This window comes from Gluconobacter sp. ESL1110, from assembly GCF_058107395.1.
The window spans coordinates 174,943-190,349 of sequence record NZ_JBYLUK010000007.1 but is presented as its reverse complement, the minus strand read 5'-3'; the positions used below and the strand labels follow the sequence as shown (position 1 = coordinate 190,349).

The following is a 15,407-nucleotide window of genomic DNA, read 5'->3' as shown; positions in this document are numbered from 1 at the left end:
AACTCCACGTTCAAGTGATGCATTGTCTACGCTTATGCTGAGCGCATGAGCACTGACTTTCGAATGCAGCCTGCGCCGGGCAACAGGTTTCTCTCGACAGCACGACGTGCAGGACAAAAGTTCTGTGCCTCCTCTTCCCGTCTTCTCAGAACCGGGGCGGCGGCAGGGGTTGTGTATCTGGCACTCTCTTCAGGAGCAGCTCTCGCAGCGAACACGGTGGTGGCGCAGCTTAATAAGCCAGCGTCACTGACGAAGGCCGATCAGGCCTTCGTGGAAGATCTGGAGCACCGGACATTTCGGTGGTTCTGGGATACAGCCAACCCGAAAAACGGGCTGGTGCCGGATCGTTCGCCGCTTCCCAATGGTGCAGCCAGTATCGCCAGTGTCGGGTTCGGGCTGACGGCCTACGGGATCGGTGCGGAGCGCGGTTATGTTACCCGCGATCAGGCGGTGGACCGCACGCTGACGACGCTACGGTTTCTCATCAGTCTGCCACAGAATGACAGGGTGTCCGGCGCATCCGGGTACAAGGGTTTTTTCTACCATTTCCTCGATCCGAACACGGGTTTGCGCGTCGCGGACTGGTCCGAACTTTCAAGCGTAGACACAACACTTCTGATGGGCGGCGTTCTGTTTGCACAGTCCTACTATGATCAGGACAATGCGAAGGAAAAGGAAATCCGCGACATTGCGGATCGTCTGTATCGCCGGATTGACTGGACATGGATGAAAGCCCATGGCCCTTGGCTCAGCATGGGTTGGTCTCCGCCTAACAACTTCATCACGACGGACTGGAAGGGCTATAACGAAGGTCTGATCATCTACCTTCTGGCCATCGCTTCCCCGACGCATCCATTGCCTGCCGACACATGGAAGACGTGGACTGCGACTTATGATGGGCAGTGGGGGGATTTTCAGGGGCATCAGCTTCTGAATTTCGCGCCGATGTTTGGTCATCAGTACAGTGAATCCTGGATTGACTTCCGTGGCATTCAGGATGACTTCAATCGCAAGCATAATGATGATTATTTCCAGAACGGACGTGAAGCCGTGTATGCGCAACGCGCCTATGCACAGGCCAATCCAGGCGACTGGAAAGATTATGGCGCGAATATCTGGGGCCTGACGGCGTGCGATGGACCGGGTGACGCGCATCAGGATTATGACGGTAAGCCGCGTCATTATCTGGCGTACAGTGCGCGTGGGGCCGGACGCGATTACATTCTGGATGATGGAACGATTGCGCCGACTGCGGCCGGCGGATCCATTGCTTTTGCACCGGAAATTGCACTTCCTGCTCTTGAAGAAATGCAAAAGCGCTATGGAAACCGGATCTATAACCAGTATGGCTTCCTGGATTCCTTCAATCCGTCCTTCAAGGACAAGAACGATTATTGGGTAGATGGGCAGCAGCTTGGCATTGATCAGGGGCCAATCCTGCTGATGCTCGAAAACTGGCGCAGCGGTTTCGTATGGGACGTGATGAAGAAGAACCCTTACCTGCGTGATGGTTTGCAACGCGCAGGCTTTCAGGGAGGCTGGTTGAGTGAGAAGACTGCGTCCAGCAGGAGCGATCGTCCCCTTTAAAGAGGACGATCCAGTCCTGCGACTAAACTTTCAGCAGGAAGCGTGCCGGGACGGCGATCGGAAGCGGTGTCGTAGAAAACCGTTTCCGGGTCTGTGAAAGAGGCATTCTCTTTTCCAAGATTAACGGCAATCGTCAGCAGACTGCCATTTGCCAGCGTCCAGCGCGCCACGACAGCCTTATCTCCCAGAATGTCGGCGCCTGCACTATAAGCGCCTTTCAGATAGGGCGTAATTTTCGAGTGTCGGAGCGACAGGAGTTCCCTTGTCATGGCCAGCCAGGCCTGTCCCGCTGGGGAATCTCGCTGGCTTCTGTCCGGTTTGGAAAGCCTGAAGGTTTTCGGGTCTATGGGATTGGGAAGTGTCTTGAGGATCTCCGGATCCGTCAGGTTACAGTATTCCGCAAACTGTTCCTCACGACCGAGAATGACTTTTTTGCCAATTTCTCCATGGAAATCCGAGAAAAAGTAGAAGGGTGTTGTGGAACCCCATTCCTCGCCCAGAAACAGCATGGGTGTCATGGGGCATAACAGCAACAGAGCGTAAGCGGCCTGAAAGGCATCAGGGTTTGAGAGAGTAATCAGGCGCTCCCCAAGCGGACGATTGCCGATCTGATCGTGGTTCTGGAGAAACGTGACGAACTTGGTGGGAGGAAGGTCACTGCTGGGTGTGCCGCGTGCCTTTTTCCGGGGTGGAAAATATTCTCCCTGCCAGGCAAAGCCTTCCGTCAGGACGCGTTTGAGAAGAGCGGTTGTCTCTGTATGGAAAGGCTGGAAAAAACCTTTGTCCTCGCCGCTCAACATGACGGTCAGGGTATGGTGCCAGTCTTCGCACCACTGCCCGGAATAGCCATCCCTCAACAGGCCTGAATCATTGTTCTCGTTTTCAAGAATGAGATGGACGTGGCGTCCTTTTTCGACGGTCTTATGAATTCTGCTCTGGAGCTTATAGAACCATTTTCGATCCGTAATGGCCCATGCAGCATCAATGCGCAGACCATCAAAACGATACTCCATCAGCCAGTACAGCGCATTGTCGATGAAGAAATCCGCCACGATGGGATTGTGGAAATCAATGCCGTCGCCCCATGGTGTATCATACCGGGGGTCGAAGAAGCCTTTGGCATATTCCAGAAGGTAATTTCCGTCCGGCCCGAAGTGATTATAAACGACATCCAGAAAGACCATCAGTCCCAGTGAATGGGCATGATCGATCAGGTCTTTGAGATCATCCGGGCGTCCGTAGGCCGGAGTGGGTGCGTAGACAAGCACGCCATCATAACCCCAGTTCCAATGCCCGCTGAAACTGTTGACAGGCATGAACTGAACAGTCGTGATGCCAAGATCGGCCAGTTCCTGAAGGCGCGCTTTCATGCCTTCGTAATTGCCTTCAAGGCCCAGATGCGTCTCGTAAATGATCGTTTCTTCCCACGGACGTCCCTTCCAGTCCGGATGCTTCCAGTCGTAAGTGTCCGGGTCCAGAACTTCGCTGCGGCCATGCACACCATCGGGTTGAAAGCGGCTTGCAGGATCTGGAACCGTTATTTCGTCCCGAACCCTGTAGAAATAGCGTGCTCCGGCTCCACAGGGCGCCTCGGCAGTGAACGTTCCGTCTGAATGGCGGCGCATGGTGATGGGAGCAAGGTCTTCCACCTCGACTACGACCCTATCACAGGAGGGTGCCCAGAGTGTGAAACGCGTCTTGTCCGGAGCAATAAGTTCTGCACCAAAGCAGTTCCTGAACCTGAATGAAGACATGGAATGACCCCTTGTTTTTCAGGAGGCGGGAGAAAGATAGAGAACAGACAGAGGAGGGAGCGTCAGGCTGACAGAATGGTCCAGTCCATGAGAAGGAATATCCTGCGCATAAACCTGACCCTGATTGCCCAGATGGCTACCGCCAAAAATATCAGCGTCCGTATTCAGCAGTTCCTGCCATGGGCCACCCCATGGAACGCCAATGCGATAATCCCAACGTGGAACGGGCGTCATGTTTCCTACAATGAGCACTGGAGGGGCATTGGGGGTGTATCGGACCCAGGCAAACACACTGTTCTGTGTATCGTCCGCGATCAGCCACTGGAAACCCTCGGGGCGATCATCAAGCGTATGAAGTGCTGGAAGATGCCGATAGAGCCAGTTGAGGGAACGGATCAAGGCATGAACACCGCGTCCGAGCGGGTCTGAAAGACGATGCCAGGCGAGTTCCCCGTCGTGATTCCATTCCTGTGGTTGGGCCATTTCTCCGCCCATAAACAGGAGTTTGCGACCTGGATAAGCCCACATCAAGGCATAAAGTACGCGAAGATTGGCATGTTTCTGCCAGTCGTCTCCCGGCATTTTGCCCAGCAGAGAGCCTTTTCCGTGAACGACTTCATCATGCGACAGTGGCAGGATAAAACGCTCAGAATAGGCATAGATCATCCCGAAGGTGAGGTCCGACGGGTGGTAGCCGCGCCAGAGTGGATCGCGCTGCATGTAGCGCAGCGTGTCATGCATCCAGCCCATGTTCCATTTATAATCGAAACCGAGACCACCAGTTCGGGCTGGTGCAGTCACTCCAGGCCATGATGTTGACTCCTCTGCAATCAGGAGTGTGCCTGGATGCAGCTCATGGAGTGTTTCCGAAAGATGATGCAGGAAATTGACGGCCTCAAGATTTTCGCGGCCGCCATGAATGTTGGGGCGCCATTCCCCATCTTTGCGGCTGTAGTCCCGGTAGAGCATGGATGCGACGGCATCTACACGCAGACCGTCAATGTGGAACTGTTCCAGCCAGTGCAAAGCGCTTCCTGCCAGAAAGCCACAGACCTCGTTGCGTCCGTAATTGTAAATGAGCGTATGCCAGTCCTGATGGTAGCCTTCCTGCGGGTCAGCATGCTCGTAGAGATGCGTTCCATCAAACTGGGTGAGACCGTGCTGATCGGCTGGGAAATGCGCGGGAACCCAGTCCAGAATAATCCCCAGGCCTGCCTGGTGGCAGCGGTCAACGAACCTGGCAAACTGTGCACGGGATCCATGACGGACTGTTGGGGCATACAGGCTGAGAGGTTGGTATCCCCAGGAGCCGGAAAATGGATATTCCGCAATAGGCAGGAGTTCCAGGTGGGTAAAGCCGAGATCCTGAAGATACGGAATGAGGGTATCCCCCAGTTCGTCCCAACTGATGATCTCACGACCATGCTGAGGGTGCCGCCAGGAGGGCGCATGAATTTCATAGATTGAAAGGGGGGCAGTATTGGATTGTCGAGAAGGGCGAGCAGCCATCCATTCCTCATCGTGCCACTCAAATGCATCTGGAGGAGCAATAACGGAGGCATTGGCCGGCGGGAGTTCCGCCGCCTTGGCATATGGGTCCGCCTTTGCAGGAAGTACTTTTCCGCTATGGGATACTATTTCGTATTTGTATCGTTCTCCGGCCTGGACGCCAGGAATGAACAGTTCCCAGATGCCTGATCCATGGCGAAGGCGCATGCAGTGTCTGCGGCCATCCCAGATATTGAAATCACCGACAACCGAGACGCGCCGGGCATTGGGTGCCCAGACGGCAAAACGCACGCCTTCTATACCGTTCACCGTCATGGGAATGGCGCCCATCATACGATCGATCTGCTGATGCTTTCCTTCCGAGAACAGGTAAAGATCAATATCCCCTAACAGCAGACCGAAACTGTAAGGATCATGTGTTTCCTGCCAGGCATCGGCCCAGCGGATACGCAGGAAATAGTGTGCCGAGCGTGGTAATGTCGCTGAATAAAGTCCCCGATCATCAATTCGGCGCATGATTTTTTCAACAGTTTGGCCAGAAGCTTGCTGGATCATCAAATGCACTTCTACGGCATCAGGGTAGAAGACTCTGACGATATCCTGTCGATGATCCCGATGACGCCCCAGCACTGCGAAAGGATCGCCGCACTGACCCGTCATCAGGGTGTCAATCATGTTTTGCAGTGCTGGATCGACCGTACGAGCGTGCATAGGGGAAAACTTTCAGGGGCCGGTGCCCGTACGGGGTGAAAAGGGAATAAGAGAAGATATGGTCGTTCCACCGGATGTTCGGGGCATGCGGGCGACCTGGCGAGACAGACGGGGGCGTGCTGAAGCAGGATCTGCGCGCCGGGGGGCGATATCGGTACCCGTATCAGTGGTTTTTGTTTCGTATCCGGACATTTCGTGTAGTACCTGAGCGTACTGAGCAGCCTTCCCATTCCACGAGACATCATGGAGGGCTCCATTGCGCTGCATCCGTGCCCAAACGGCTTTCTGGCGGAACAGGGTTTGAGCCCGACGGATAGCCAGATACAGCATGTCTTCCGTGGTGGGAGAGAACAGGATGCCGTTTGCGACGCCTTCCGAAACCGCAGCGGAGTTGGCGTCAATGATCGTATCGCTTAGTCCCCCAACACGTGCGGCAATGGGAATTGATCCGTAGCGGAGTGCATGAAACTGGGTCAGGCCACAGGGTTCAAACCGCGATGGAATCAGGGAAGCATCTACGGCAGAATGCAGTCTGTGTCCCAGCACTTCGCTGTACCGAAGGTGGCAGACGAAATTGTCAGGGTAGCGGCTCCGAAGTGCTGCAAATTCCTGCATGATGGCCTCGTCACCTGTGCCAACCACAGCAAGCTGGATATTCTCCTGAAACAGACGCGGAGCCAGCCGGGCCAGAAGATCAGCACCTTTCTGTGTAGTCAGGCGGCTGACCATTCCGAGCAGGAGGGCGTCCGCTTTCTGCGGGAGACCAAATTCTGCCTGGAAGACACGTTTGTTGGCGCGGCGCGCGATAATGTCGCCTACGGCATACGGGAAGAATACAGACGGGTCCGTCATGGGGTTCCATTCCCGAAGGTCCACACCATTCAGGATGCCTGTCAGAACATTTGAACGCGCCCGTAGAACGCCATCCAGCCCCATGCCTTCTTCCGGTGTCTGGATTTCTTCGACATAGGTTGGAGAGACGCTGATCAGTCGGTCGGAGAGCTGAAGCGCTCCTTTCATGAAGCTGATCTGCCCGTAATATTCAAGTTTGTCAGGCATGAAGGCATCGTCAGGCAGGCCAAAGGTCTGGAGCATGTCATAAGGATAGAGCCCCTGAAACGCGAGATTATGAATGACATGCGCGACCGGGGGTGTCGTGTGTTCCATGTAATGGAGGTAGGGAGCCACAAGACCGGCGTGCCAGTCATGTGTCAGAACCACATCAGGTTTCCAGTCTGGGAGCAGTCCCGCGGCGATCAAAGCTCCAACGCGGCTCAGAACGGCATAGCGGATGCCATTGTCGCTCCAGGGTTGTCCGGAAGGTTCAAGGTAGGGATTGCCCGGCCGATCATAGAGTGCAGGGACATCCAGAGTATAAACGGTATTGCCCTCTGTTCTTCCGCACAGGATCGTCACTGTATGTCCAAGAACATTATCAATCCGGATTATTTCTTCTCTGTTGGAGAGAGCGCGAAGAACAGCCGGATAACCTGGTAACAGGGTTCGTGTGCTGACGCCCTGCTTCTCAAGAGCATCGGGCAAAGAGCCAACAACGTCTCCCAGTCCGCCCGTTTTGATGAAAGGATACATCTCGGCAGCGACCGATAGGAGCTGTAACTCCCGTTTTGTCGAGGTGGGCGTATTCTGGAGCATGGCACACACCCTTTTTGCTGTCGGCCCAGTTATTCAGGGACGTTTGTTGATTTTTGGCTTTCTGATGGCACAACGCCTGACAGGGGGTGTTGGAAACGGTATCACGGATAAGTTATCGCCTCTTTCAGAGGCTCTTGCCGCGTTACGGATCTGAAGGCTGCGCGGCTCTGCCATGGGGCAGGAAAACCGGCGCGCGTCTTTTCTGGAACAATGACTATGAGCAGTTCGCGCCAGAAGGGATTACAGGAAGGTTCTCCCAATCGTCTGGGAGCCATGTTTGAAAATGACGGGGTCAATTTCGCAGTTTTTTCGGCCCACGCGAAATCGGTCGAAGTGTGTCTCTTTGATGACGATGGCAAGCGGGAAACAGACCGGATCAAGCTTCCGGAATATACGGATCACGTCTTTCATGGTTGGGTTCCTGATCTGAAGCCAGGGCAGCTTTATGGCTATCGTGTTCATGGACCGTATGAGCCGGATGAAGGGCACAGATTTAATCCGAATAAATTACTGTTTGATCCGTATGCCCGTGCATTTCATGGAGATCTCACATGGGATCCGGCACTTTTCGGTTATGTGCTTGACCATGCTGACAAGGATCTGAGCTTCAATTCAGAAGACAGTGCGCCTTTCGTCCCTAAAAGCATTATTATTGATCCGACGCCGCAGCATTTTGAGAGGCCGCAAACGTCCTGGACGGATACGGTCATCTACGAAATGCATGTGAAGGGTTATACGAAACTTCATCCGCAGGTTCCTGAAAAAATTCGCGGAACTTATGCAGGTTTGTCTGATCCGACATTGCTGAAAAATATTCGAGATCTGGGCGTGACGGCAGTTGAATTCCTGCCAGTTCAGAGTTTTGTGAACAGCAAATTTCTCGCGGACAAGGGACTGAGCAATTATTGGGGCTATAATACGATCGGATTCTTTTCTCCCGAAAGTCATTATGCATCCGAACCAGACAATGCGGCTCAGGAATTCAGAGCGCTTGTTCGGGCCTGTCACGAGGCAGGTCTCGAGGTTATTCTGGATGTTGTTTATAACCACACGGCAGAAGGCAATGAACTGGGGCCAACGCTCTCTTTCCGTGGTCTGGACAATGCGTCCTATTACCGTCTTATGCCGGATAGTAAAAGACATTACATTAACGAAACGGGTACGGGAAATACGTTCAGTCTGACGCATCTGAACTGCATCCGGTTTGTTGCAGATAGTCTGCGGTATTGGGTGGAGGAAATGGGTGTTGATGGATTTCGGTTTGACCTTGCAACGATACTTGCGCGTGAAGATGATGGTTTCCATAAGGACTCGAGTTTCCTGCGTGTTTGCCAGCAGGACCCGATCCTCTCTCATGTCAAACTGATTGCAGAACCCTGGGATGTGGGACCAGGGGGATATCAGGTTGGGAATTTTCCCCCGGGTTGGGCTGAGTGGAATGATGTTTTCCGTGACACAACACGTGATTTCTGGCGAGGCGAGGCAAAATCCGGTGCGTTAGCCCCTCGGCTGCTAGCCAGTCCAGACCGTTTCAATCATAGCGGCCGTCGGACATGGGCCTGCGTGAATTTCGTCACGGCGCATGATGGTTTTACGCTGATGGACTGCATGTCCTATAATGAACGCCACAACGAAGTGAATGGCGAAGACGGGAAGGACGGCTCACCGGACAACCGCTCTTACAATTATGGGGTTGAGGGTCCGACAGACGATCCGGACATCAATGCCGTTCGCTGGCGTCAATGCCGGAATATGCTGTCTACCCTGCTTTTGTCTCAGGGAACGCCAATGATTGTCGCGGGAGACGAGTTTGGCCGGACACAGCAGGGTAACAACAACGCGTATTGCCAGGATAATGAAATTTCCTGGCTGCACTGGGACATTAGCGATGAAGGCAAGAGGCTTCAGTCTTTTGTGCAGCGTCTGACAGAACTGCGTCATCGGTATCCGATCCTGCATCGCAGCCGGTTTCTGACGGAAGCCTACAACAAGGAACTGGATGTTCAGGAACTGAGTTGGGTTACGGCAACGGGAGGGCTGATGATGCCGGAAGACTGGCAGCATGATCAGTGTTTCGGGCTTATGATCGACGGTCGGAGCCAACGCAGTGGTATCATGCGGCGCGGTTCTGATGCGACGGTTCTGGTCGTGCTCAATGGATGGAAAGACTCTGTTTCTTTCATTCTGCCGGAAACAGGTGAGGGGCGCTGGAAGCTTCTGCTGGATACCAATCAACCAGATGCAGGCGCTGCTGTGGAACAGGAAGTTTTTGAACAGAAGTTTGAATATGTCGTCACGGGGCGTTCCGTGCTTCTGCTGGAACTGATCTGCCGGGACGGGGGAGACTGCAAAGAGGGGAAGACCAGTTGAGCCAGTGTTGCATCTGAGGCGTTCCTCGCGAACAATGGTTCACCCCGTCAAAAGGAAAGGAACATTTCATGCGTCTTATTCTGGCACTTCTTCTGCCCTGGCTTCAGTTTTTTACCATTGGTCGCCCCTTTGCGGGAATCATCTGCCTGTTCCTTCAGGTAACGGTTATTGGCTGGATTCCGGCAGCCATCTGGTCTGTCTATGCACTCAGTCAGTATCGCACTGATCAGAAAATTGCCGCTGCCCGACGCGGTTGAAGCCAAAAAAAAACCGGGTCCTGAAAGGCCCGGTTTTTTTATGCGCTGTTTGAGAACGTCAGATCGTATCGATTGTACCACCATCTACGCGCAAGGCGGCTCCCGTTGTTGCTGATGCAAGAGGCGAGGCTGCATAAACGACCATATTGGCCACTTCATCCACAGTAGCCATCCGCTGAAGGATGTTGCTGGGGCGATGTTTTTTGACAAAGTCGGCACCCAGTTCAGCAACAGGCTGGCTGCTCTCCGGATTTTGAGCTTTCAGCATGGCTTCAACGCCTTCTGACAGTGTCGGGCCGGGCAGGATCGAATTCACCGTTACATTTGTGCCTGCCATGTCCTTGGCCAGTCCACGCGCCAATCCCACCATGGCTGTTTTGCTGACGCCATAGTCAATCATTTCAACGGGGATATTGAACGCGGATTCAGAGGCAATGAATAGAACGCGTCCCCAGTTCCGCTCTTTCATTCCTGGCATGTACGCACGGGCGAGGCGTACTCCAGAAAAGAGATTGACCTCAAACAGCTTCTGCCAGCTTTCGTCGGTCGTTTTGAAAAAGTCGCTCGGGTCGAAAATGCCCGCATTGTTGATAAGAATATCCACCTGGCTTTCTGCTGCGATCAGGGCATCACAGCCTTCCGCCGTACCAACATCCGCAACCACACTGCGAAAGTTCCCGCCGGGAACATGCGTGCGCAGGGTCTCGAGAGCGCCGTCGAGCGTATCCTGTTTGCGGCCATTGAGAATAACTGTGGCATCGGCTTCTGCCAGTCGACGGGCAATGGCCAGACCAATCCCGCCGGTAGAGCCGGTCACAAGGGCTGTTCTGCCGCTCAGATCAAGACCCAGCATGATGAAATCTCCTGTTAATGAAATGTTCGTGACGGCAGAAACGTCTTACCCCCGGCAAAGTCGCATGGGATTTGTGCCAAAGGACGCATACGGTCACAGGACGTCCCGACCTAGATCTGTTAGACTGAAGGGCAGTACTGTCTTGTCCATGGACAGGACTTGACTGAGGAAATGCATGATGAGCAGCGAAGAGGGACAACTGGCCAACGAAGAAAGACTTCTGTCTTCGGAAATGCGTCAGACCCGCGCGGCTTTTCAGACGTCCTCTATCAATCATTGCCTCGCGCTCGCCGCCACTCTTGGGGGTGGTGCGGCTCTTCTTCTGGCGCAGGCCCGTGGGCAGGAATGGCTTCTGGCTTCTGCGGGGGATGAGACCCGTCTGGAAGTTCTGAAATCTTCTCTAAAATCCTCCTCGACCTGTCGTTTGTCTGTTCATACGGGCTCTCCGGAAGTGTGGCTGTGTGTCAGCCAGGCCGGTTCAGGTCTGGAGAATGTTCGTGCCTTGTGTGAGCAGTATGCGCAGGACATTTTCAGACCTGAACCGGACCGGACCCCGGTCGTCATGGCGGATCAGCTCAGAAGGCTGGAGCGTCGCGTCAAACGCATGGCCGAAGCCGCAGAAATGGGCTTTTTCCGGGCCAATCTTGTGAAGCGTACCGTTTCCGGGGATGAGCGTTTTGCAATGATCTGGGGTGTGCCTTCCGCGCAGATGGCGCATGGTTTGTCTCTGGAGACTTTCTACAGTTGCCTTCATCCCGAGGACCGGAAAGCCTACGAAACCGTCGCGGAGGAAGAGCTCCTTCAGGAAGGAAGCTGCGAACTCCGTTTTCGGATCATTGTTTCACATGAGCATGGCCCGACCATGGTTCGGCATCTGCTCATGCGTGCCTGGATGGATGATGAGAAGACAGCCGGAGAGGAGCTGTCCTGCGTCGGTGTCATTGTCGACCTGTCGAATGCCACCATGACTGCTGAAGCCTTGCGATCCAGCGAGGCATTTACCCGGCTGCTTCTGTCCAGCTCTCCAGACTGCATTCATATTCTTGATCGTGAAGGCTGTATTCGTTTTGTCAACGAAGGCGGGATACGCGCCATGGAACTGGACAGTCCGATTATCCTGCACGGTATTCCATGGGTTGATCTTTGGCGGGCACAGGCACGGGCGCGGGCGGTGCAGGCCGTCAATGCTGCGATTGCGGGTGAGACCGGCCGTTTCCAGGGGTATGCAACCACGATGCGGGGCAATCGCCGCTTCTGGGATGTGGCTATCACGCCGGTCTTTGATGAAGACGGAGCTGTCCAGAAACTGCTGGCGATCGGGCGCGACCTGACGGAAGTGAACCAGTCCGCAGTGCGACTCAAGCTTGCGCTTGATGCTGGAGCCATCGCTGGGACCTGGGTCTGGGACGATAACTCGGGTCTGGTGATTGGGGATGCCCGACTGGCAGAAACCCTGGGTCTGGATACTCAGGCCCTTCAGCAGGGTGTACCGGTTACCGCGTTCTATGATGCGATCGATCAGGATGATCGCGCCTCTGTTGCCGAGGCCATAACACAAGCCGTGCGGATGGGAGGGAAATGTGATTTTGAATTCCGAGTTCAGACGCCGAGCGGTCTTCGCTGGTTTGAGGGTAACGGGCGTTGTGATCTGAATGATGAGCGGCGAGCGATCCGGTTTACGGGTATCGTTTTCGATATTGATCAGAGCAAACGGCAGTCGCTTCGACAGATCGCGCTTGTGGAGCTTGGTGATCGTCTGCGTGCGCTGGAAACTGCAGATGAAATGGAAGGCGTTGCCGCACAAATTCTGTGTCGGGAGCTTGCTGTGTCCTGTGCGGCTTATGGCGCTGTTGATGAAGCGGGCACCGGTCTGCTGATCGGTCCTGCTGGAACAGCGGGTCTGGGCAAAGGCATCAATCTCCAGCAGCGTGTGTCTGTTCGGGGTTTCCATAGTTTTCGGGATTATGGAGATTATGGGCCGTTATTGGCCCAGGGCCGGACAATTGCCATTGCCGACGTGCAGCAGGACCCGATGACGGCAGGGCGGTCGGAGCGGTTCGGGCCTTTGGGTATTCGTGCCATCCTGAATGTCCCGCTTTTCAAATTCGGACGTCTTGTTGGTGTGATGTGCGTTTATGCGTCCGTTCCCCATGTCTGGACTGAAGAGGAAATTGTTTTCACCCGCGCTGTTGCGGACCGCACCCATGCTGCCATGCGTCAGGCTAAGACGCAGCAGCAGCTTCGGGAAATGAATGTGATGCTGGAGGAACGTATCCGCCAGCGCACGCGGGAACGTGATCGCCTCTGGACGATCGCCAAGGATCTGTTTGTTATCATCAGCCGGAGTGGGCACTACCTTGCTGTCAGTCCATCCTGGTTGCGGGCCTTGGGTTATGCGCAGGAAGGGCTGATTGGTCTGCGGATTGATGCGTTGTGTCATCCCGACGATCAGGCTGCGGTTTGTGAGGCTTTTGACCGGTCGCATCAAAGTTCATCCTGGTCTGATCTTGGGCTGGATGTCCGGATGCTGCATCGCAACGGGACGTGGCGGATCTACAACTGGAACTTCAATAATGAAGGCGACAGTATCTATGGTGTAGGGCGCGACATTACCGAGCGTAATGATCTGGAGGAACAACTGCGCCAGTCCCAGAAAATGGAAGCTGTTGGTCAGCTGACAGGCGGTCTGGCGCATGATTTCAACAATCTTCTGGCCGGGATCGGCGGGAGTCTTGAACTTCTGGAGATGCGCCTGTCGCAGGGTCGGACAGGCGGTCTGGAACGTTATCTCACGGCTTCGCAGGACGCCGTTCGTCGCGCTTCATCCCTGACGCATCGCCTGTTGGCATTTTCGCGCCGTCAGCCACTTGATCCAGTGCCGACAGATGTCAATGAACTGGTCAGTGGTCTGGAAACCCTGTTGCAGGGCAGTGTCGGGCCAGCCATTTCGCTCGGTTTTACGTTGGCTCCGCAAATCTGGACAACACGGATTGACGCTAATCAGCTTGAAAATGCCATTCTGAATATCTGCATTAATGCGCGCGACGCCATGCAGGAGAAAGGTAATCTGCTTCGAATTTCAACCAGCAATGCCTCTTTGGGAAGTATGGCTGCGTATGAAGTCGGTGTGTCACCCGGAGATTACGTCCGTCTTCGGGTGGAAGACGATGGCTGTGGCATGACTGAAGAAACAGCGAAACGGGCTTTCGATCCTTTTTTTACCACCAAGCCGCAGGGTAAGGGGACAGGATTGGGATTGAGTATGATTTATGGGTTTGTCCGCCAGTCTGGCGGCGGTGTGTCTCTATTGTCCCGGCTTGGTGAGGGGACGTCCGTCAGTCTCTTTCTGCCACGATATGATGGCCCGGTTGGACGGGTTTCTGCTGTGGAGGCCGCTTCCGCGTTGTCACTGGACAGCCCATCGTGGATGTCCGGGAAGCTGGTCATGATCGTGGATGACGAAGAAGCTGTCCGGCTGATTGTCAGTGATGTCGTCGGAGATCTGGGGGCGAGGATTCTGACCGCAGAGGATGCAATTTCTGCTATGGAACTGGCGGATCGTCTTCCTGCGCTTCAGCCGGATGTGTTGATTACGGATATTGGTATGCCTGGCGGATTGAATGGTCGACAGCTTGCAGTCCGGATGAGAGAAAAATTTCCTGGTCTGAAAGTTCTGTTCATTACTGGATACGCCGAGCAGAACATCCTTGATGAAGGGCTGCTGGAGCCTGGATGTGCGTTGTTGGTCAAACCTTTCAGTACGGATGCGCTTCTTCGCAAGCTCCATCATCTGCTCGAACAGGTCTGAACCGGGATCGACAAAAAGGCGTTCGATAAAAAGCATTGATACTCGGCAGGGAGTTTTTTTCATGACTGATGCGGTTTCTTACATGGACAACCAGACACGCATTACCCTCAACGACGGGTGCGTGATTCCGCAGCTTGGTCTTGGTGTCTGGAAGACACCTCCCGAAGAAACTGCTCATATTGTTCGTGAGGCGATAAAGCTTGGATATCGTTCTGTTGATACGGCCCGGCTTTATCGGAATGAAGCCGGTGTTGGCGAAGGTCTGGCTGGTTCTCCGGACGTTTTTGTCACGACGAAAGTCTGGAATGACGAGCAGGGATATGACAGGACGATCCGTGCCTACGAGGAAAGTTGCCGCCTGCTGGGTCGTCCGGTTCTCGACCTCTATCTGATCCACTGGCCCATGCCTGAGCAGGGACAGTATGTTGAGACCTGGAAGGCGCTTGTGGCCTTGCAGAAAGACGGACGCGTCAAATCCATTGGCGTATCAAATTTCGAGCCTGAGCATCTGGAGCGGATTATGGATGCTACGGGAGTGGTGCCAGCCGTCAATCAGATTGAACTTCATCCGTTCTTTCAACAGAAGGCGGTTCGCGCCTTTAATGAACAGCATAACATTCGCACAGAGGCGTGGCGTCCGCTGGGGCAGGGGCAGTTTCTGGAGAATGCGACCATTGGTGCAGTTGCCCGTCACGTTGGACGAACACCGGCGCAGGTTATCATTCGCTGGCACCTGCAAAGCGGATTTATCGTGATTCCGAAATCAGCAAATCTGAAGCGTCTGGCTGAAAATCTGGATGTTTTCGATTTCTCGCTTGATGATGCCGATATGGCAGCTATTACGGCGCTTGACCGGGAAGACGGACGTATGGGCGCACATCCCATGACCGCGCGCTTCTGAGGCC

Annotated in this window: 10 protein-coding genes; 6 read left to right on the top strand and 4 right to left on the bottom strand. The window is 54.4% G+C overall.

Features of this window, described 5'->3' with window-relative positions; all coding sequences use genetic code 11:
* Nucleotides 1-45 precede the first annotated feature (45 nt).
* Nucleotides 46-1,587, top strand: coding sequence for a glucoamylase family protein (locus AC3B6F_RS04900; protein WP_489823568.1), 1,542 nt, complete (start codon nt 46-48; stop codon nt 1,585-1,587).
* Here AC3B6F_RS04900 and treZ read toward each other — a convergent pair.
* Genes treZ through glgA form a run of 3 tightly spaced genes read right to left on the bottom strand, consistent with a single transcriptional unit; the run spans nt 1,584 to nt 7,214 of the window.
* Nucleotides 1,584-3,341 (bottom strand): malto-oligosyltrehalose trehalohydrolase, encoded by a 1,758-nt coding sequence (treZ, locus tag AC3B6F_RS04895; protein ID WP_489823567.1) that lies wholly within the window; start codon nt 3,339-3,341, stop codon nt 1,584-1,586. The genes AC3B6F_RS04900 and treZ overlap by 4 nt on opposite strands.
* Before the next feature lie 18 nt (nt 3,342-3,359).
* Complete coding sequence (gene glgB, locus AC3B6F_RS04890) at nt 3,360-5,561, bottom strand: 1,4-alpha-glucan branching protein GlgB (protein ID WP_489823566.1); 2,202 nt, start codon at nt 5,559-5,561, stop codon at nt 3,360-3,362.
* A 12-nt stretch (nt 5,562-5,573) separates the two neighbouring features.
* Nucleotides 5,574-7,214 carry a glycogen synthase GlgA gene (gene glgA, locus AC3B6F_RS04885; protein WP_489823565.1) on the bottom strand — a complete coding sequence of 547 codons (1,641 nt, stop codon included), beginning with the start codon at nt 7,212-7,214 and terminating at the stop codon, nt 5,574-5,576.
* Between glgA and AC3B6F_RS04880 the strand changes: the two genes are divergently transcribed.
* The 3 genes from AC3B6F_RS04880 to AC3B6F_RS04870 all read left to right on the top strand — a co-directional run bounded on the left by AC3B6F_RS04880 (nt 7,213) and on the right by AC3B6F_RS04870 (nt 9,841).
* Nucleotides 7,213-7,368, top strand: a complete 156-nt coding sequence (locus AC3B6F_RS04880) for a hypothetical protein (protein WP_489823564.1) — start codon at nt 7,213-7,215, stop codon at nt 7,366-7,368. The two genes, glgA and AC3B6F_RS04880, sit on opposite strands and share 2 nt — an antisense overlap.
* 62 nt (nt 7,369-7,430) lie before the next feature.
* Nucleotides 7,431-9,584: a glycogen debranching protein GlgX gene (gene glgX / locus AC3B6F_RS04875; protein ID WP_489823563.1), complete on the top strand. Its 2,154-nt coding sequence runs from the start codon at nt 7,431-7,433 to the stop codon at nt 9,582-9,584.
* A 68-nt stretch (nt 9,585-9,652) separates the two neighbouring features.
* Complete coding sequence (locus AC3B6F_RS04870) at nt 9,653-9,841, top strand: YqaE/Pmp3 family membrane protein (RefSeq protein WP_061930297.1); 189 nt, start codon at nt 9,653-9,655, stop codon at nt 9,839-9,841.
* A gap of 58 nt (nt 9,842-9,899) precedes the next feature.
* Here the strand turns inward: AC3B6F_RS04870 and AC3B6F_RS04865 are convergent, their stop codons facing one another.
* Nucleotides 9,900-10,694, bottom strand: coding sequence for an SDR family NAD(P)-dependent oxidoreductase (locus AC3B6F_RS04865; protein WP_489823562.1), 795 nt, complete (start codon nt 10,692-10,694; stop codon nt 9,900-9,902).
* 175 nt (nt 10,695-10,869) lie between these two features.
* Between AC3B6F_RS04865 and AC3B6F_RS04860 the strand changes: the two genes are divergently transcribed.
* Nucleotides 10,870-14,502, top strand: a complete 3,633-nt coding sequence (locus AC3B6F_RS04860; protein ID WP_489823561.1) for a PAS domain-containing protein — start codon at nt 10,870-10,872, stop codon at nt 14,500-14,502.
* Nucleotides 14,503-14,563: 61 nt separating this feature from the next.
* Nucleotides 14,564-15,403 carry an aldo/keto reductase gene (locus AC3B6F_RS04855; RefSeq protein WP_489823560.1) on the top strand — a complete coding sequence of 280 codons (840 nt, stop codon included), beginning with the start codon at nt 14,564-14,566 and terminating at the stop codon, nt 15,401-15,403.
* Nucleotides 15,404-15,407 lie beyond the last annotated feature (4 nt).